The following is a 17,659-nucleotide window of genomic DNA, read 5'->3' as shown; positions in this document are numbered from 1 at the left end:
CCGGACGGTAAACCCGGCACTCCCGGGTGTGAACGGGCCTTTCAGTCCTTTCACCGGCTCAGTCCTTTCACCGGCGGGGTCACGAGTTGAGCCGTGACCGGCCATTACGGCACCATGACCGTGAAAGCGCCTTCCAAGGGGCCGGGGGGAACCAGTGATCACGCTCGAGGACGTGGCGCGGCACGCGGGGGTATCCCTCGCCACCGCCTCACGCGTACTGAACGGCAGCAACCGGCAGGTCGGGGCCGAGTTGCGGCAACGGGTCGAGGCGTCCGCCGCGGAGCTCGGCTACGAGGCCGACGTCACCGCGCAGACCCTGGCCCGCGGCTCCAGCAACGTCATCGGGCTGATCGTGCACGCCCTCACCGACCCCTACTTCGCCGCCCTGGCCGAGGGCGCGATGCGGGCCGCCGACCGGCACGGCCTGACCGTGATGATCGGTGCCACGCACCGCGACCCCCGGCGGGAGATGCAGCTGGTCTCCACCCTGCGCACGCAGCGGGTCAGGGCGATCGTGCTGGCCGGATCACGCATCTCCGACGAGGCCGTCACCGGGCGGCTCTCCGCCGAGCTCGACCGCTATCGCGAGGGCGGCGGACGTGTCTCGTGCATCGGGCAGGATCTGCTCGGCGTCAACACGGTGGCCCCGGCGAACCGCGAGGGCGCTGCGGCGCTGGCGCGCGCGCTCGCCGACCTCGGACACCGGTCGTTCGCCGTCCTCGGCGGCCCGCCGGAGCTGCTCACCGCCACCGACCGGGTGGGAGGGTTCGCCGACGCGCTCGCCGAGCTCGGCCTCCCGGCGCCGCGAGTGGTCCCCGGCGGCTTCGACCGGGATGGCGGGTACGACGCCGCCAACGCACTCGTCGACGCCGGCCTGGACGACGTCACCTGCACCTTCGCGGTCAACGACGTGATGGCGGTCGGCGCCCTGGCCGCGCTGCGCGAGCGGGGCGTGGACGTCCCCGGTGCCCTGTCGGTCGCCGGCTTCGACGACATCGCCACCCTGCGCGACCAGGTGCCGGCGCTGACCACGGTCCGCCTGCCGCTGGCCGAGATGGGCGAACGGGCGCTGGAGCTCGCGCTCGGTGACAAGAGCGACCCCGCCACCGAGCGCATCGAGGGCGAGGTCGTGCTGCGCGCCAGCACCCAGCCGCTCTGATCAGTCCTGGGGCAGGACGAGTTCGGCGTAGCGGCGCTTCATGGTCTCCACCACACCATCGGGGTCGGCGGCCCAGACGTCGGCATTGAAGATCTCGACCTCGATGTCGCCGGTGTAACCCGCGGCGGCCACCGCCGCGGAGAGCGGCGCGAAGTCGATGACGCCGTCGCCCATCATGGCGCGGGCGAGCAGGACGTCCGCGGGCAGCGGGGTGAGCTGGTCGCAGACCTGGTAGCTCGCGATCCGGTCGCCTGCCCGGGCGATCTGGTCGAAGACCTCGGGATCCCACCAGACGTGGAACGTGTCCACGACGACCCCGACCCGTTCGGCCGGGTAGGGCTCGGCGAGGTCCAGCGCCTGTTTCAGCGTGGACAGCACCGCCCGGTCCGCGCAGTACATCGGATGCAGGGGCTCCAGCGCGAGCCGTACGCCCCGTTCCTCCGCGTACGGCACCAGCGACTCCAGTGCCTCGGCGACGTGGGTCCGGGCGGCAGCGAGGTCCCGGGACGTGCGGAGCCCGGGCGGCTCGCCCGGCACCACGCCGGGCAGCCCGCCCACGACGAGCACCAGGCACGCCGCGTCCAGCTCCGCCGCCTCGTCGATCGCCGCCCGGTTGTCGCGCAGCCAGGTTCCGCCCGTGAAGAATCCCCCGCGGCACAGCGACGAGACGCGCAGGCCCGCGTCCCGGACGAGCCGGACGGTTTCGGCCAGCCCGTACTCGGCGACGGGCTCCCGCCAGAGCCCGATCGCCTCGATGCCGTGCTTGCGGCAGCCCTCCACCGCCTCCGGCACCGACCAGCGGCGGGTCGTCCACTGGTTGAGCGACAGCCTGTTCATTACTCCACCCCGTACGTCATGAGAAGGGCGCTCATGCGGGCCACCGCGAGCTCCGGATCGGCCAGGAGACTCGCGGCGTCCGCAAGCTTGAACACCTCGGCGAGGTGCGTGATCGACCGGGCGCTCTGCGCTCCGTTGACCATCGAGAACGCCTCCTGGTGGCCGTTCAGCCAGGCCAGGAAGACGATGCCGGTCTTGTAGTGGTACGTCGGCGCCTCGAAGATCTTGCGGGCCAGCGGCACGGTGGGCCCGAAGGCCTCCTCGTAGAGGTCGGTGCGGCCCGCGTCGAGCGCGCGCAGCGCCACGGCGGCCGCGGGGGCGATCGCGTCGAAGATGCCGAGCAGCGCGTCGCTGCCGCCCGCGATGAGCTCGGGGTAGTTGAAGTCGTCGCCGGTGTAGAGCCGGACCCCCTCGGGCAGCGCGGCCCGCAGCCGCACTTCCCGGTCGGCGTCCAGCAGCGACACCTTCACCCCATCGATCTTGTCCGCGTGCGCGCGGGCCAGGTCGAGGAAGTGCTCGCACGCCTCGTCCAGGTCCGGGGAACCCCAGTAACCGGCGAGGTTGGGGTCGAACATCTCCCCCAGCCAGTGCAGGATCACCGGCCGGTCGGCCTGCCTGAGGAGCCGCCCGTACACCTCCTGGTAGTCCTCCGGCCCGCGGGCGACCCGCGCCAGCTGGCGGCTGGCCATGATGATCACCCCGGCGCCCGCGTCCCGGACCGTGGCGAGCTGTTCCTCGTACGCGGCGGTGACGGCGTCGAGGGTGGCGGCGTCCGGGGCATGGTCGGTGCCCGCCCCGCAGGAGACCAGCTCGGACGGCTCCCCGAAGTGCTTGGCCTCCGCCGCGCTCCGGCGGATCAGCTCCTGGGTGGCCGGCCAGTCCAGCCCCATGTTGCGCTGGGCGGTGTCCATGGCGTCGGCGACGCGCAGCCCATACGACCACAGGTGCCGCCGGAACCGCAGCGTGGCGTCCCAGTCGACGGTGGCGGGCATGCCAGGGCCGTTGTCGGCGAGGGGGTCGGCCACGACGTGCGCGGCCGCGTAGGCGATGCGCCGCGCAGGCTGCGCGCCCTGGTGCTCCCAGGCGCGCGGCTCGGCGGTCACGTACTCCTCCAGGCCGCCCTCGGCCGTGGGAAGCCGGAGCCCGCGCCCCTTGGCCGCCGGTGTCGACACCGTCGTGCGGCGTGGCCGGCGATGTTCGCGTGAAATCATCATGCCTCCGTGCCGAAGTCGATCGGGGTGAGCTCCACGCGGCGCCCCTCGGCGGACGAGAGCAGGCCCGCCTCGGCGAGCTGCACGCCGCGCGCGCCCGCGGCGAAGTCGTACGGGAAGGGCGCGTCCTCCACGACGTGCCGGATGAACATCTCCCACTGGACCTTGAAACCGTTGTCGAACTCGGCGTTGTCGGGCACCTCCTGCCACTGGCCGCGGAACGGTTCGGTGGCGGGCAGGTCGGGATTCCAGACGGGCTTGGGCGTCATCGAACGGTGCTGGACACGGCAGCGGCGCAGGCCGGCGACGGCGCTGCCCTCGGTGCCGTCCACCTGGAACTCCACCAGCTCGTCGCGGAAGACGCGGGTCGCCCACGACGAGTTGATCTGCGCGACGATGCCGCCGGAGAGCTCGAAGATGCCGTACGCCGCGTCGTCGGCCGTGGCCTCGTAGGGCTCGCCGGCCTCGTCCCACCGCCGCGGCACGTGGGTCACCGCGCGGGCGGTCACGGCCTCCACGGTGCCGAAGAGGTTCTCCATGACGTAGTGCCAGTGCGGGAACATGTCCAGCACGATGCCGCCGCCGTCGGCCGCACGGTAGTTCCAGCTCGGCCGCTGCGCGTCCTGCCAGTCGCCCTCGAAGACCCAGTAGCCGAACTCGCCCCGCACCGACAGGATCTCGCCGAAGAATCCGCCCTCGACCAGGCGCCGCAGCTTGCGCAGACCGGGCAGGAAGAGCTTGTCCTGGACGACGCCGTTCTTCACGCCGGCCGCCCGCGCCACCTTGGTCACAGTGATCGCGTCCTCCAGCGATTCGGCCGTCGGCTTCTCCGCGTAGACGTGCTTGCCTGCCTCGATCGCCTGGACGACGGCGCCGACGCGGGCGGAGGTGACCTGCGCGTCGAAGTAGATCTCGTTGGCGGGGTCGGCGAGCGCCGCACCGAGGTCGGTCGTCCAGTCGTCGATGTCATGGGCGGCGGCCAGCTCGCGGAGCTTCGCCTCGTTCCGGCCGACGAGCACGGGCTTCAGCAGCACCCGCCCGCCGCCCGCGAGGGCGACGCCGCCCGCCGAGTTGATCGCCAGGACCGAGCGGACCAGGTGCTGGCGGTGGCCCATGCGGCCGGTCACGCCGTTCATGACCACGCCGATGGTACGTGCAGACATCGTCTCTCCCGCGGATCGTGCGCCTCAGTGCACCGAGGGGCGCCGAGGCTTGGTAAGCGCTTTCCCTCCTACCGAAGCCTAGGAGAGAAAGCGCTTACCCACAAGCTCGCGGGGTCAGCGCACGCCGTAGAGGTGCTCCAATGCGAGCTGGTCAAGACGCTCGAAGGCGGCTCCACGGGCGGCGAGCGCGTCCACGTCCGGGGTGAAGTCGCGGACCGCCTGCCAGCCTTCCCCGTCGCCGAGGGTCGGTGTGGCCAGCTCGTCCACCCGCGCGGCGCGCAGCGCGTCGGCGACCTCGGGATCGGCGCGGAACGCCCGGACCTTCTCGCGCAGGATCAGCCAGTTGCGCATGCAGGCCCGCGCCGACTCCCAGACACCCTCGTCGTCCTCGGTGCGCGGCGGCTTGAAGTCGAAGTGGATCGGCCCGTCGTAGTCGCTGCCGTCGATGAGGTCCACCACCCAGAACGCGCCCCGGGCGTTGCCCGCGCCGAAGCGCAGGTCCTGGTCGTAGCGCGGGCCGTTCTGGCCGTTGAGGTCGATGTGGTAGAGCTTGCCCTGCCACAACGCCTGGGCGAGGCCGTGCGCGTAGTTGAGGCCCGCCATCTCCTCGTGCCCGACCTCGGGGTTGACGCCGACGAGCTCGGGCCGTTCGAGCCGTTCGATGAACGCCAGCGCGTGGCCGACCGTCGGCAGCAGGATGTCGCCGCGCGGCTCGTTCGGCTTGGGCTCGATCGCGAACCGCAGGGCGTACCCCTGATCGGAGACGTACTGCCCGAGGACGTCGAAGGCCTCTTTGTAACGGTCCAGAGCGACCCGGACGTCCTTCGAGGCGCCGGACTCGGCGCCCTCCCGGCCACCCCAGCACACATAGATCTCCGCGCCCAGCTCGGCGGCCAGGTCGAGATTGTCCATCACCTTGCGCAGCGCGAAACGCCGTACGTCGCGGTCGTTGGAGGTGAACGCGCCGTCCTTGAAGATCGGATGCGAGAAGAGGTTGGTGGTGGCCGTGGTGACGGCCAGCCCGGTCTCGTCCAGCGCCTTGCGGAAGGCCGCGATCCGCTCGTCGCGTTCGGCCGCCGACGCCTCGAAGGCGAAGACGTCGTTGTCGTGGAAGTTGACGCCGTACGCGCCGAGCTCGGCCAGCTTGCGCACCGCCCGCTCGGCGGGCATCGGCTCACGGGTGCCGGGGCCGAACACGTCGACCCCCTGCCAGCCCACCGTCCAGATGCCGAATGAGAACTTGTCCTCCGGCCGCGGTGTGTAGTCGTTCACGGGCTTCTCCTTAGATGGGTGTGTCGCGCAATGCGGCGTACCGGACCCGGACGTCGGACGCGTCCGACGGGTCGGCGGTGTGATGGGTCGAGGGTGCCTCCGGCCAGTCCGGCGGCTCCGCCGTTCCGGCCAGCACCCAGGCGGCCTGCCGGGCGGCGCCGAGCGCCACGTACTCGGCGGGCTCGGGAACGATGACGGGCGTGCCGAAGATCGCGGGGGCCAGCGTGCGGACCGCCTCGGAACGGGCGCCGCCGCCGATCAGCAACGTGCGGCGCGGCCGTACCCCCTGGGCGGCAAGATGATCGACGGCATCGGCCAGCGAGCACAGCAACGCCTCGACCGCGGCCCGCGCGAGGTTCTCCCGCGTCGCGTTCGCCGTGGTCAGCCCGGTCAGCACGCCGGTCGCGTCAGGCCGATCAGGAGTCCGTTCGCCGTCCAGATACGGAAGCATCGTCAGCCCGCCCGCGCCGGGCTCGGCCGCCAGCGCCGCCGCCGAGAGCCCGTCGAGATCCGTGCCGATCAGCTCGGCGGCCGACGACAGCACCCGCGCGGCGTTGAGCGTGCACACCAGCGGCAGGTAGCGCCCGGTCGCGTCGGCGAAGCCGGCCACGAAGCCGCCCGGGTCGGCGGCGGGCTTCTCGGCGACCGCGAAGGCCGTCCCCGAGGTCCCGATCGACACCACCACGTCCCCGTCCCGCAAGCCCAGCCCGAGCGCCGCACCCATGTTGTCCCCCGTACCCGGCGCGAGCAAGGCACCCCACTCGGTCTCCCCCACCGCCTCGCCGGGCGCCGCGACCCGCGGCAGTTGAGGCTCGTGCCCGAGCGCTCCACGCACCAGGTCCGGCAGATAGCCCGCAGGCGACCAGTACCCCGTACCGGAGGCGTCACCACGGTCGGTCACGTATTCGGCGGCGCCGAGCATCCACGTCAGCCAGTCGTGTGGAAGGAGCACCGCCGCCGTGCGCCGCGCGTTCTCCGGCTCGTTCTCGGCCATCCAGCGCAGCTTGGTCACGGTGAACGAGGCGACCGGCACGAGGCCCACCCGTTCGGCCCACGCCCGGGGCCCGCCGAACTCCTCCCGCAGAGAGAGGGCCTGCGGCGCCGACCGTGTGTCGTTCCACAGCAACGCGGGCCTCACCACGGCCCCGCCGTCGTCCAGCGCGACCATCCCGTGCTGCTGCGCGGCCACGCCGACCGCGTCCGCGCGTTCGAGCAGCTCCCTGGCCTGGCCGAGCGCATCCCACCAGTGCCGGGGATCGCATTCGGTGCCGTCCGGATGCGGTGCCGACGCCGACGCGACGATCACACCGTCCTCGGCCCGGCAGAGCACGACCTTCGTCGACTGCGTGGACGAGTCGACCCCCGCGACGAGCATTGGCATCTCCGATCTGTCGAAGCGCTTCGACCCTAGTCATGCCGTGACCCAGGACACAACAGGGTGGAGCTACCCCCACCCCTGTACCTGGACCCAACCTCCTCCATCCGGCGGGCTGGGCCCAATGTCCGAGGCACCTGGTTCGATCAAGGTTGTGTTCATCGGCTGAACACGGAGGACGAGAGACATGGCGAACTTTACGATCCCGCGATCCACCCGGTTTGTGCACCCCCTCCTCACCGAGGTGACGCTCCTGCTCGTACTGTTCGCCGCGTACAAATGGGGCCGCCAGCTGGTCGAGAGCGGCGTGGCACAAGCCATGACGAACGCCACCTGGCTTTGGGACCTGGAACGCACTTTGCGCCTCCCCAACGAACAAGCGCTCCAGAAGCTCGTCCTCCAGTGGGAGCACACCGCATTCCTCTCCAACCTCTACTACGTCGGCGTGCACTTTCCCGGCACCGCGGCCCTCCTCATCTGGCTGTGGACCCGGCACCGCGCCCACTACAAGCGGATCCGCACCGAACTCGTGGTCCTCACCGCCGCAGGCATGGCCGTCCACGTCCTCTTCCCCCTGGCCCCGCCTCGCCTCGCCGGCCTGGGGATGACGGACACCATGCTCACGGTCGGCCCCTCGGCCTACCCCGCAGCCGCCGACGGCATCGCCAACCAGTACGCCGCCATGCCGTCCCTGCACGTCGGCTGGGCCCTTCTCGTCTCCCTCGCCGTCCTGCGCGTCTCCTCCAGCCGCTGGCGCTGGCTCATCGCCATGCACGCCCCCGTCACCGTCTTCGTGGTCGTCATCACCGCCAACCACTACTGGCTCGACGGCCTGGTGGCCGCCGCCCTCCTGGCCACCGCAATGCTGCTGACCATGTCCCTGCAAGCCCGCCGCACCCGCACCGCAATAACCCGAGACACCTACACCCTCGCCGCCTGAGGCCCCCCACCAGCCAATTCTCGCCCAGACCAACGACGTCGTCGGTACCCGGACTTACACTTGCCTCATGAGCGCCCAGCCCGTCCGCCAAGAAGATCCGCAGGATCCTCAAGTGATCATGCGGAGCTTGCCGCAGCGCGAACGCCCTGAGTTCCTGCGTCAGTACAAGGCGGCTGCGGCTGCGGCCCGCGACGATCTGGGCGAGTACAAGAAGTTGAAGCGGCTTCTCCACCGCTGGAGCCTGGCCGTGGTCGCCACCAATCAACCTGGCTACTACGAGGCGATTGAAGACGCCAAGAACGGCGTCGGCGATACCGTCCCACTCGACGCGGCGATCGCCGCCGAGATCGCTCGCCGGACGTGAGCTACAAACCAGATCTGTCCGAGCGGGTCCTCGGGCAGCTCGGCGGATTTCCAACGGAAGCGCTCGGCGCGTTGGCTCAGGCCATGGCCGACGTGTGCGAGAACCCTTACGACCCGCTGACGTCCATGGCAACCGACGATCCGCAGGTGCGCCGGGCTGATTTCGGTGAGCACGGATTCGTCACATTCTTGGTCCTCGACTCCATGGAGATCGTTCGGGTCGTGGACGTTACCTGGATCGGCTGATCGACCGGGTTGGGCCTAGCCTGAATTGCATGATCTCTGAAGTTGAGATGGGGCATTTGCGGCGGGCGGTCGAGCTGGCTGGGGAGGCGCTCGCCGCTGGGGACGAGCCGTTCGGGTCGGTGCTGGTCTCGGGGGCTGGTGAGCGGCTGGCGGAGGACCGTAACCGGGTCGCGGACGGGGATCGGACGCGGCATCCGGAGTTCGAGTTGGCACGGTGGGCGGCGGCGAACATGACGCCTGAGGAACGTGCGAAGGCGACTGTCTTCACGTCCGGTGAGCACTGCCCGATGTGCGCGGCGGCGCATGGGTGGGTCGGTCTTGGGCGGATCGTGTACGCGGCGTCGTCGGCGCAGCTGGTGGGGTGGCTTGCGGAGATCGGTGTGGGTGCGCCGCCCGTACGGCCGCTGCCGGTGCAGGAAGTCGCGCCGCATGTCGTGGTGGAGGGGCCGGTCGAGGAGTTCGCGGAGCAGCTGCGGCAAATGCACCGCGAGTGCTTCACACGCTAGGTGTGGAAGCGGACGCGCTGGCCTGGGCGAGCTTGGGCGGCGCGGCCAATGTCGGGAGTCTCGACGACCGCTATGACCGGATAGCCGCCGGTCAGTGGGTGGTCCGCCAGGAAGAGCACGGGCGTTCCTGAGGGTGGGACCTGGAGGGCGCCGGTGACCATGCCCTCGCTGGGAAGCTCGTCCGTGCGGGCGCGGGCCAGGGGTGGGCCGGTCAGGCGCATGCCCACGCGGTCGATCTGGGTGGTCACCTCGTAGGGCTCGGAGAGCAGCGTGCGGAGGGCGTCCTCGGTGAACCAGTCTGCGCGCGGGCCGGGGAGGACGCGGAGATGGAGGTCTCCGGCGGGCGGGGGCGGGACGGGAAGCACGTCGACGCTCAGGGAGGTGGCCGGGGGCGGGCCCACGGGGAGGATCATTCCCGGGGTGAGCGGGGTCCCGAGTCTGGCGAGCGTGTCGGTGGAGCGGGAGCCGAGGACGGGCGGTGTCTCGATGCCGCCGCGTACGGCCAGATAGCTGCGCAGGCCGGTGGGCGGTGCGGCCAGGGTGATCGCCGCGCCCTTCGGGATGAAGAACGGGGCGTACGGGGGTTCGGTGCGGCCGTTCACGGCGATGGAGGCCGGGGCGCCTGTCACGACCGCGTAGACCGCGATGTGAGAGTGGAGTGTGAGACCGCCAAGGGTGACCTCCAGGGCGGCTGACGATGCGGGGTTGCCCAGGGCCCGGTTGGCCAGGCGGAGAGCGGCGGGGTCGGCCGCGCCTGAGGCACCGACGCCGAGCGCGGCATGGCCGGGGCGGCCTAGATCTTGGATCGTGGTGAACGGACCCGGCGCGATCACTTCGAGGGTCATGCGGACACGAAGCGCACCTGCGTGCCAGGACGGAGCAGGGCGGGCGGGTCACGGTCCAGGTCCCAGAGCACGGCGTTGGTACGGCCGATCAGCTGCCAGCCGCCGGGCGAGTCCACGGGGTAGACACCCGTGAACTCACCCGCGAGGGCGACCGACCCGGCGGGAACGCGGACGCGCGGGGTCCGGCGGCGCGGCACGTTCAGGTCACCTCCGATGAGGTAACCGAAGCCCGGTGCGAAACCGGTGAACGCCACCCGCCACGGGGTGGTGACGTGGGCCGAGATGACGTCGTCGGGCGTGCGGCCGGTCAGCTCGGCCACGTCGTGGAGATCCTCACCGTCATAGACGACCGGGATCTCGATCGTGCCCGCGGACGCCGCCCCCGAGGGACGTCCGCGGGCCGCGCGGACCGCGGTGGTGATGGCCGCCCGGTCCGCACCCGGGTCCAACAGGAGCGTGACTGTGCGGGCGGCCGGAACGAGGTCCACAACGCCGGGCGGCGGCGCGGCGGCGAGCGCCGCATACAGGCCGAGCATCTCGTCGAGGCCCGGCAGTTCGACAAGGAGGGCTGCGTCTCCGTTGGGCAGGATCCGCATTCTCAGACCGGTGCCATGGCGAACGCGGCGACGGTGACGCCCGCCTCGTTCAGCCCGGTGCGTACGGCCCGGGCCAGTTCGACCGCGCCCTGGGTGTCGCCGTGCACGCAGATGGAATCTGCCCGGACCGGGATGACGGTGCCGTCGATCGCGACGATCTCGCCCTCGGTGGCCATGCGCACGCAGCGTTCGGCCACCTCGACGGGGTCGTGCAGCACCGCGCCCGGTTCCCGGCGGGAGACCAGCCTGCCCTCGGGTGTGTAGGCACGGTCGGCGAACACCTCGTGCATCACCGGCAATCCCGCCTCCGCCGCCAGGCGGAGCCAGGCCGAGCCGGGCAAGCCGAGCGCGGTCAGGTTGGAATCGAAGTCGAGCACCGCGTCCACGACGGCCTCGGCTTGCCGCTCGTCGTGCACGATGGCGTTGTAGAGCGCGCCGTGCGGCTTGATGTAGCTCACCCTCGTGCCCGCGACGTCGGCGAACTGCCGGAGCGCGCCGAGCTGGTAGAGCACGTCGTTCGCAAGCTCGGTCGGCGGCACGTCCACAAAGCGCCGCCCGAAGCCCGCCAGGTCGCGGTAGCCGGTGTGGGCGCCGATCGCCACACCGCGCCGGGCCGCCAGGTTGCAGGTGCGCCGGAGCACGGTCGGGTCGCCCGCGTGGAAGCCGCACGCCACGTTGGCGCTGCTCACCACGTCCAGCAGGGCGTCGTCGTCACCGAGTTCCCAGCGGCCGAAGGCCTCGCCGAGGTCGGCGTTCAGGTCGATGCGCATGTCGATGTCTCCTCCGGAGGGTCAGTTCCACAGATCGGCGATGCCGGTCAGCGCCTTCCAGCCCACGAAGAGCGAGACGCCCCACGCGAGCACGCCCAGCGAGAGCAGCCAGTTCGGGTAGCGGTAGCCGCCGAGCAGGTCGCGGCGGCGGGCGGCCACCCACAGGATCAGGCCGAGTCCGACCGGCAGGATCAGGCCGTTGAGCGCGCCCGCCAGGATCAGAAGCGTGACGGGCGTCTTGCCGATGGCCAGGTAGATGGCGGTGGACACCACGATGAACGCGACCACCAGCCAGTTGCGGTTGCGTTCGATCCAGGAGGAGAACGACACCAGGAACGACACGGAGGTGTACGAGGCGCCGATCACCGAGGTGATGGCCGCCGACCACATGATGAGGCCGAAGACGCGCAGCCCGGCCTCCCCGCCCGCGTGCTCGAAGGCGGACGGCGCGGGGTTGGCTGCGGCCAGCTTCACGCCGCCCGCCACCACGCCGAGCACCGCCAGGAACAGCAGCACCCGCATCATCGCCGTGATCAGGATGCCGTTGATGGAGCTGCGGGTGATCTCCTTGACGTTCTCCTCACCCCGGACGCCGGACTCGATCATGCGGTGCGCGCCGGCGTAGACGATGTAGCCGCCCACGGTGCCGCCGATCAGCGTCGTGATGACGAGGAAGTCGACCTCTTCCGGCAGCACGGTCTGGGTGAGCGCATCACCGAGCGGCGGGCCGGACACGATCGCCACGTACAGCGTCATCAGGATCATCACGATGCCGAGCCCGATCACGATCCGGTCCATGGCCACCCCGGCCCGCCGGATCAAGAAGATCGCGATCGCGAACGCGGCCGAGACGGTACCGCCGATCTTGACGTCCAGCCCGAGCAGCGCGTTCAGGCCCAGCGCGCAGCCGGCCACGTTGCCGATGTTGAAGACGATGCCGCCGAAGACGTCGAGCGCGGCGAGCAGGTAGCCGGCCCCGGGCAGCACGCTGTTGCCGAGGTCCTGAGCGCGGCGGCCGGACACACCGACCACGCGCCACACGTTCATCTGGATGGCGATGTCGACGAGCACCGACACCAGGATCGCGAACGCCATGGCGGCGCCCAGCTTGGCGGTGAAGACGGTCGTCTGGGTGATGAATCCCGGGCCGATGGCGCTGGTGGCCATCAGGAACATCGCGCCGATGAGCGCAGCGCGCGGCGCGGCCGAAGGCGGCTTGACCTGTTCCTTGGTGATTCCGTCCGTCATGGCTGCCCCTTGGTGGAGAGTTGCGGCCTTTCGCACAGGGTAGAGATTGTTCAACAATCCTTCAATCCCCTTGTTGATACATTCTCGGCCGAACGGGGCTACGCTGACGGTGCGGCATGAAGGGGGAACGATGACGGCGGCGCCGGAGGCATGGCTCAGCAGGATCGCGGCGGCCCGGGACGACCTCGACCGATCGAGCACGGCGGCGCGCGTGGCCGACCTGCTCCGCGACCAGATCACCGCAGGCCTCCTCGTGCCGGGCGCACGCCTCCCCGAAGAAGAGCTGGGCAAGGCCGCCGGCGTCTCACGCAACACCCTGCGCGAGGCGTTCCGCATGCTCGTCAAGGAACGCCTGCTGGTGCACGAGTTCAACCGAGGCGTCTTCGTGCGCACGCTGACTCCCGAAGACGTCACCGACATCTACCGCGCCCGCCGGATCCTCGAAGGCGAAGGCCTGCGCAACGTGCCCGCCGCCACACCCGAGGCACTCGCACGCCTGGACGCGGCAGTCACCGCAGGCGAAAAGGCCGCCGCAGCCGGCGACTGGCCAGAGGTAGCCACCGCCGACCTGCAGTTCCACAAGGCGATCGCGGCGCTGTGCGGCAGCTCCCGGGTGGACGAGATGGTGCGCCACCTGCTGGCCGAGCTGCGCCTGGCGTTCCACCAGATGGCCTCACCGCGCGACTTCCACGCGCCCTACCTGGAACGCAACCGGAAGCTGGTGACCCTGGTGCAGCGCGGCGAGCTGGAGGCCGCCGAACGTGAGCTGAACGACTACCTCAACACCGCCCAGGCACAGCTCCTCCAGACGTACCATCGCGAGCCCTGACCGAGCCCGCGTGATCGGAAATCGCGGAGACAGGGCACGAGCGGCTCTGCCAGCCTGAAGCGATGATCACGAAGGAGGTCTCGTGAGCGACGACGAGAAGTCCCGCCTCGGCGAGTTCAGCGCTCGGCTGGAGAGCGACGACATCGACGTCGTCCGCGAGGCTCTGGACGACTACCAGTCGGCGCAGGCGGACACCAGGTGGGGTGTGGACAACCCATACTGGCCCGTGGCCAACGAGGTGCTCTTCGCCGCCCGAGACCTCCTCGGGCAACCTCCGTCCGGCCGCAGCCACGCGAGCGCTCTCACCGCGATGTTGCATCTCGCCGAAGAAGAGGACGCGGACCTGATCGCCGACGTCCTCGAAGGCGTCCCGGACGCCGAGGTGCGGGAGATGGCGCTTCTCGCGGCCGGCACCGCCCTCGCGAAGGGCGAAGAGCCGAACCGGCGGCTGCTGGCGCTGATCACCGCCATGGCGCTGGACGAGGACCTTGACGTACGGGAGCGCAAGGACGCCCTGCACCCCCTGGAGGGTCTCGATCTCCCGGAGGCCGAGGACCTCCTCGTCCGTCTCAGTGAGTCATCCGAACTGGAACTCCAGGTGCACGCGGCGGGTTGCCTCGCGACGCCTCTGCGGCTCCGCGTTCACCGCGACCGCGTCAAACAGCTCGCGGAGTCCTGGCCGGAGGACGCGGGTTGGGAAGCCAAGCACATTCGCGAAGCGCTCGAAGGCTTCCACAGCACCTACTGGAAAGACACCGAGCTGGACGACCCCGTACTCCGGAAGGCCCATGACGAACTGAGGTTCCCGCTCACCGACGAGGGATGTCTGAAAGCCTTCGCCACCCTGCTCCGCAGCGAGGACCCGGTCGCCGTGGGCATCGCGCTCGACCACTACGAGTCCTCGGAAGGGCTGCGTTACGTCCTGGAGGACGAGGAACGTGCCGAGGCCTACATGCCCGAGGTGCTGGCCCGCGCTCGTGAGGTGCTCCGGCGGCCGATGTCCCTCGCCGAGGTGAGCGCCCTGAACATGATCGGGACGCAGCACGCCGAGCCAGCCGACGCCGACCTCCTGCTGGACGTTCTCACCCGCACGGACTCGGACGCGGTGCGCAAGGAGGCCATCTGGACGGCCTACGGCGTCCTCGACCAGGCGAAGGACGGAAGGTTGGTCACCGCCCTGGGTGACCTGATTCTCGACCCTACCGTCGGCTTCTACATCACGAAGGAGACGGCGATCCGCGTCCTGGCCGACACCCTCGGTGCCGACGCGGATGACCTTCTCCTCCGAGCACTCCGCGAGGGTGAGCCAAAGGTGCAGGCCCACGCGTCCTACTACCTGGTCAGGACGGGCGGCCTGGATCGGCATCGCGCCATCCTGGAGGAGGTCGCCGAGAGCTGGGGCGACCGGCCTCCGCAGCATCCCTGGGGCGAGGACCCCATTGAGCTGATCTTCGGCAAGCCGCACAGCGTCCATTGGGAAGGCCACCGGCTGGCGGACCCGGAGCTGCATCGGGCCCACAAGAGGCTGAGGGCACCAACGGTGGACGAGTCGTACCACCAGGCGCTTCGCACGCTGCTCGAAAGTGACGACCAGGCAGCCCTGGGCATCGCCCTCGACCACTGGTGGAGCCCCGACGGCGCGGCGAAGCGCGGCGGCGAGGAGGCGCGAGAGCCCGACAGGGCAATGGTCCTCGATCGCATCCGCGACATGCTGCGGCAACCACCCTCACCGGCCGAGCTCAGCAGCCACTACGGGCCCGATGCCCTTCACCTCAGCGCACTGGCGGCGCTGCGCGTCGCCGCGGAGCCGTCTCTCGTCGCGGAGGTGGTGGAGACCGCCGCGAGCGACCTGATCCGTTCCCAGGCCCTCGACACGGTGCAAGCGGTGTTCGAGGAGGCTGAGGAGGCGGACCTACGGCTCGTCGAAGCGCTTGGGAACGTCGCGTGCGACAAGAACGTGCCGCTGCATGACCGCGTCAGGGCACTGGAACTGCTGGACGAGTCACCAGGAACCAACTCCGTGGACGCGCTAGTGCGAGCAACGCGCTGCCCCGAGCTAGAAGTGCAGGCCGCAGCGGCATGGGGCCTGATGTGGGATGAGGTCATCGAGGACCATCGCGCCTTGCTTGAGGAACTCAATGCGAACTGGCCCGTCGAAGACCCTCCGTGGGAGGTCACTCGGGTGCGGGACATGCTCAACGCGGTCAAGGAGTGAGCCGGACCACGCCCACGCGCTGACCTTCACCAGCCCACCGACCGCCATTGGGTCACCCGAAGTCCTCATCACCGTGGTCGTGGAGCCCCTGCCTGAGGACGTCCGTAAACCATTTGGCCAGGTCGCCCCTATCTGTCGTTCACCAGGCGTTCGGCGATGATCGACAAGCTCACCGGAGCAAGATCCACTTCGGCGAGTTCAGGAGCCATGCTGAATGTACGACGCACCGCGAACCGGCATGGCCCTGCGCCGGAGATCTTCCGCCCTGGTCGCGGCGGTCACCGCCGGTCTCACCCTGTCCCTCGCGGCCCCCTCAGCGGCAGGCACGGCACAGCCGACGGCCGCCGGGGTGCCGGTGCAGTTGCTGTCGATCACCGATCTGCACGGCTACTTCGGTGAGTACACCACCACGGTGCCCGGGGCGCGGTCCGGGGAGCCCGCACAGCAGGTCGGTGGCGGCGCGTACCTGACCACCCATCTCAAGCGGCTCCGCGCCGGCAAGCGGAACTCGATCCTGTTCTCCGCCGGAGACGACTTCACCGGCTGGCCGAACGAGACCGGCTGGTTCTGGAACGAGCCGACGATCGAGTATCTGAACTCGATCGGGCTGGACTTCTCGACGGCCGGCAACCACGAGATGGACCGGGGCTTCACGTTCCTGCGCCACATGATCGACGGCACCTGCCAGGGGCGTCCCGACGACGACCTGTGCTTCACCGACTCGACCGGCCGGCGATTCCGTGGCGCTGACTACGGCTACCACTCCGGCAACCTGGTCCACGAGCGCACCAGGAAGCCGGCGCTGCCGCCGTACCACGTGGAGTACGTCGACGACGGGCGCGGCGGCCGGCTCCCCGTCGGCTTCGTGTTCGCCACCACCGCGCTGACCTCGCAGGAGCAGATGTCCTACACGCCGAAGGGCTTCGACTTCCTCGACGAGTCCGAGGCGGTCAACAAGTACGCCGCGCTCCTGCGCAAGCGGGGCGTACGTGCCATCGTGGCGGTCATCCACGAGGGCTTCTCCCAGCAGTCCGGAGCGGGCTACAACGAGTGCGTCAACCCGTCCGGCCCCGTGGTGGACTTCAACGCCCGGATCACCCCGGACGTCGACGCGATCGTCACCGGGCACTGGCACGCGCTGGTCAACTGCATGCTCCCCGACCCTGCCGGCAACCCTCGGCCCGTGGTGGAGGCGGCCAACCACGGCCGGCTGATCAACGAGATCAACCTCCAGCTCGACCGGCGCACCGGTGAGGTGCTGCGGGACCGGACCGCCTCGGTCAACCACGCCAACACCAAGAACGTTCCGCCCGACCCGCAGACACTGCGGATCGCCGAATACTGGCGGCGGCAGATGGTGCCCCGGGGCAACACTCCGGTGGCGAAGGTCACCGCCGACCTGACCCGGGCACCGAACGACAGCGCCGAATCGACCCTGTACAACGTCACCGCCGACGCCTTCCACCGGGCGGCCAACCGGGACGGGCGGGCCGACCTCGCGGTCGCGATGCCGGGCATCCTCCGCCGCGACATCCGGCACACCGCCGACCCGGCCAACCCCGCCGACGCCCCGGGCCGGGTGCTCTTCTCCGAAGTCGCCCTGGGCACCGTCTACGACAGCGGCATCGGCGTCGGCCTGGTCCGCGGCGACATCACCGGTGCACAACTCGACACGCTGCTGGAAAGCCAGTGGCAGCAGGCCGCCGACGGGTCGGTCAAATACCGGCAGATGGCCGTCTCCGGCAACGTCCGCTACACCTACGACCCGACGAAACCGGTCGGCCAGCGGATCGCCCCCGCCTCCATCCGGATCGGCAACCGGCCGGTCAAGCCGCACGCCACCTACCGGATCGCCACCCTGGCGAATAACTTTTTCGCCAAGCACGCCACCCCCGGCTTCACCGCCCTGTTCAACGCGAAGAAGCAGGACCGCAGCCTCTACAACGGTGGCGACGCCCTCTGGCGCTACCTGGAGAGGAAGTCCCCGGTGAGCCCGCCGGCGCTGAACCGGGCGACGCCAGTCAGCTAGGACGCTGTGAGGGTTCTGTTGGAGGCTGGAGGGCCTTGACGTCGATTCCGCTCAG

The 17,659-nt window shown here is 70.2% G+C and carries 17 protein-coding genes; 8 read left to right on the top strand and 9 right to left on the bottom strand.

From position 1 onward, the window contains the following. Positions 1-154 precede the first annotated feature (154 nt). The gene (locus tag F8566_RS12095; protein ID WP_151560284.1) at positions 155-1,159 is read left to right on the top strand and encodes a LacI family DNA-binding transcriptional regulator; all 1,005 of its coding nucleotides are present in this window, start codon (positions 155-157) and stop codon (positions 1,157-1,159) included. Here the strand turns inward: F8566_RS12095 and F8566_RS12090 are convergent, their stop codons facing one another. The 5 genes from F8566_RS12090 to xylB form a co-directional block, all read right to left on the bottom strand. After that, positions 1,160-1,996, bottom strand: coding sequence for a sugar phosphate isomerase/epimerase family protein (locus tag F8566_RS12090; RefSeq protein WP_151560283.1), 837 nt, complete (start codon positions 1,994-1,996; stop codon positions 1,160-1,162). It lies immediately after the preceding gene. Beyond that, positions 1,996-3,210 (bottom strand): dihydrodipicolinate synthase family protein, encoded by a 1,215-nt coding sequence (locus F8566_RS12085; protein ID WP_225993086.1) that lies wholly within the window; start codon positions 3,208-3,210, stop codon positions 1,996-1,998. The genes F8566_RS12090 and F8566_RS12085 overlap by 1 nt, the downstream gene beginning before the upstream one ends. Continuing rightward, entirely contained in the window at positions 3,207-4,370 is a 1,164-nt protein-coding gene (locus tag F8566_RS12080) for a Gfo/Idh/MocA family protein (RefSeq protein ID WP_151560282.1), read from the bottom strand. Before F8566_RS12080 ends, F8566_RS12085 begins: the two co-directional genes overlap by 4 nt. A gap of 114 nt (positions 4,371-4,484) precedes the next feature. Continuing rightward, complete coding sequence (gene xylA / locus F8566_RS12075; protein ID WP_151560281.1) at positions 4,485-5,642, bottom strand: xylose isomerase; 1,158 nt, start codon at positions 5,640-5,642, stop codon at positions 4,485-4,487. Between the two features lie 10 nt (positions 5,643-5,652). Beyond that, positions 5,653-7,017: a xylulokinase gene (gene xylB / locus F8566_RS12070; RefSeq protein WP_404800295.1), complete on the bottom strand. Its 1,365-nt coding sequence runs from the start codon at positions 7,015-7,017 to the stop codon at positions 5,653-5,655. A gap of 187 nt (positions 7,018-7,204) precedes the next feature. On the opposite strand from xylB, the gene F8566_RS12065 reads away from it, so the two are divergent. From F8566_RS12065 to F8566_RS12050, 4 genes are all read left to right on the top strand, one after another. Then, positions 7,205-7,957: a phosphatase PAP2 family protein gene (locus tag F8566_RS12065; protein WP_151560279.1), complete on the top strand. Its 753-nt coding sequence runs from the start codon at positions 7,205-7,207 to the stop codon at positions 7,955-7,957. 67 nt (positions 7,958-8,024) lie between these two features. Continuing rightward, positions 8,025-8,321 (top strand): DUF6247 family protein, encoded by a 297-nt coding sequence (locus F8566_RS12060; protein WP_151560278.1) that lies wholly within the window; start codon positions 8,025-8,027, stop codon positions 8,319-8,321. Then, the gene (locus F8566_RS12055; RefSeq protein WP_151560277.1) at positions 8,318-8,566 is read left to right on the top strand and encodes a hypothetical protein; all 249 of its coding nucleotides are present in this window, start codon (positions 8,318-8,320) and stop codon (positions 8,564-8,566) included. The genes F8566_RS12060 and F8566_RS12055 overlap by 4 nt, the downstream gene beginning before the upstream one ends. A gap of 29 nt (positions 8,567-8,595) precedes the next feature. Further along, positions 8,596-9,072 carry a nucleoside deaminase gene (locus F8566_RS12050; protein WP_151560276.1) on the top strand — a complete coding sequence of 159 codons (477 nt, stop codon included), beginning with the start codon at positions 8,596-8,598 and terminating at the stop codon, positions 9,070-9,072. Here F8566_RS12050 and F8566_RS12045 read toward each other — a convergent pair. The 4 genes from F8566_RS12045 to F8566_RS12030 are packed head-to-tail and all read right to left on the bottom strand — an operon-like array spanning position 9,069 to position 12,531. Beyond that, on the bottom strand, positions 9,069-9,917 hold the full coding sequence (locus F8566_RS12045; RefSeq protein WP_151560275.1) for a 5-oxoprolinase subunit C family protein: 849 nt from the start codon (positions 9,915-9,917) through the stop codon (positions 9,069-9,071). The genes F8566_RS12050 and F8566_RS12045 overlap by 4 nt on opposite strands. Further along, positions 9,914-10,513 (bottom strand): 5-oxoprolinase subunit B family protein, encoded by a 600-nt coding sequence (locus F8566_RS12040; protein WP_151560274.1) that lies wholly within the window; start codon positions 10,511-10,513, stop codon positions 9,914-9,916. The genes F8566_RS12045 and F8566_RS12040 overlap by 4 nt, the downstream gene beginning before the upstream one ends. A gap of 2 nt (positions 10,514-10,515) precedes the next feature. Beyond that, positions 10,516-11,283 (bottom strand): LamB/YcsF family protein, encoded by a 768-nt coding sequence (locus tag F8566_RS12035; RefSeq protein WP_151560273.1) that lies wholly within the window; start codon positions 11,281-11,283, stop codon positions 10,516-10,518. 21 nt (positions 11,284-11,304) lie between these two features. After that, positions 11,305-12,531, bottom strand: coding sequence for an NRAMP family divalent metal transporter (locus F8566_RS12030; protein ID WP_151560272.1), 1,227 nt, complete (start codon positions 12,529-12,531; stop codon positions 11,305-11,307). 130 nt (positions 12,532-12,661) lie between these two features. Here F8566_RS12030 and F8566_RS12025 point away from each other — a divergent pair, with 130 nt between their 5' ends. The 3 genes from F8566_RS12025 (at position 12,662) to F8566_RS12015 (ending at position 17,604) form a co-directional block, all read left to right on the top strand. Continuing rightward, a complete protein-coding gene (locus F8566_RS12025) occupies positions 12,662-13,360 on the top strand; it encodes a GntR family transcriptional regulator (RefSeq protein WP_151560271.1) in 699 nt (232 codons plus the stop codon). A gap of 82 nt (positions 13,361-13,442) precedes the next feature. Then, entirely contained in the window at positions 13,443-15,575 is a 2,133-nt protein-coding gene (locus F8566_RS12020; RefSeq protein ID WP_151560270.1) for a hypothetical protein, read from the top strand. Positions 15,576-15,789: 214 nt separating this feature from the next. After that, on the top strand, positions 15,790-17,604 hold the full coding sequence (locus F8566_RS12015) for a bifunctional metallophosphatase/5'-nucleotidase (protein WP_225993085.1): 1,815 nt from the start codon (positions 15,790-15,792) through the stop codon (positions 17,602-17,604). Positions 17,605-17,659 lie beyond the last annotated feature (55 nt).

The sequence above is a fragment of the Actinomadura rudentiformis genome, from assembly GCF_008923185.1.
GTDB lineage: Bacteria > Actinomycetota > Actinomycetes > Streptosporangiales > Streptosporangiaceae > Spirillospora > Spirillospora rudentiformis.
Note: the sequence above shows the minus strand (reverse complement) of the source record. Positions and strands in the feature narration are given on the sequence as shown.

Coding starts and splice junctions, on each gene's coding strand:
- F8566_RS12040 (WP_151560274.1), bottom strand. CDS start 10,513: ATGCGGATCCTGCCCAACGGAGACGCAGCCCTCCTTGTCGAACTGCCG.
- F8566_RS12015 (WP_225993085.1), top strand. CDS start 15,790: ATGTACGACGCACCGCGAACCGGCATGGCCCTGCGCCGGAGATCTTCC.
- xylB (WP_404800295.1), bottom strand. CDS start 7,017: ATGCTCGTCGCGGGGGTCGACTCGTCCACGCAGTCGACGAAGGTCGTG.
- F8566_RS12045 (WP_151560275.1), bottom strand. CDS start 9,917: ATGACCCTCGAAGTGATCGCGCCGGGTCCGTTCACCACGATCCAAGAT.
- F8566_RS12035 (WP_151560273.1), bottom strand. CDS start 11,283: ATGCGCATCGACCTGAACGCCGACCTCGGCGAGGCCTTCGGCCGCTGG.
- F8566_RS12030 (WP_151560272.1), bottom strand. CDS start 12,531: ATGACGGACGGAATCACCAAGGAACAGGTCAAGCCGCCTTCGGCCGCG.
- F8566_RS12050 (WP_151560276.1), top strand. CDS start 8,596: ATGATCTCTGAAGTTGAGATGGGGCATTTGCGGCGGGCGGTCGAGCTG.
- F8566_RS12085 (WP_225993086.1), bottom strand. CDS start 3,210: ATGATGATTTCACGCGAACATCGCCGGCCACGCCGCACGACGGTGTCG.
- F8566_RS12025 (WP_151560271.1), top strand. CDS start 12,662: ATGACGGCGGCGCCGGAGGCATGGCTCAGCAGGATCGCGGCGGCCCGG.
- F8566_RS12060 (WP_151560278.1), top strand. CDS start 8,025: ATGAGCGCCCAGCCCGTCCGCCAAGAAGATCCGCAGGATCCTCAAGTG.
- F8566_RS12065 (WP_151560279.1), top strand. CDS start 7,205: ATGGCGAACTTTACGATCCCGCGATCCACCCGGTTTGTGCACCCCCTC.
- F8566_RS12090 (WP_151560283.1), bottom strand. CDS start 1,996: ATGAACAGGCTGTCGCTCAACCAGTGGACGACCCGCCGCTGGTCGGTG.
- F8566_RS12080 (WP_151560282.1), bottom strand. CDS start 4,370: ATGTCTGCACGTACCATCGGCGTGGTCATGAACGGCGTGACCGGCCGC.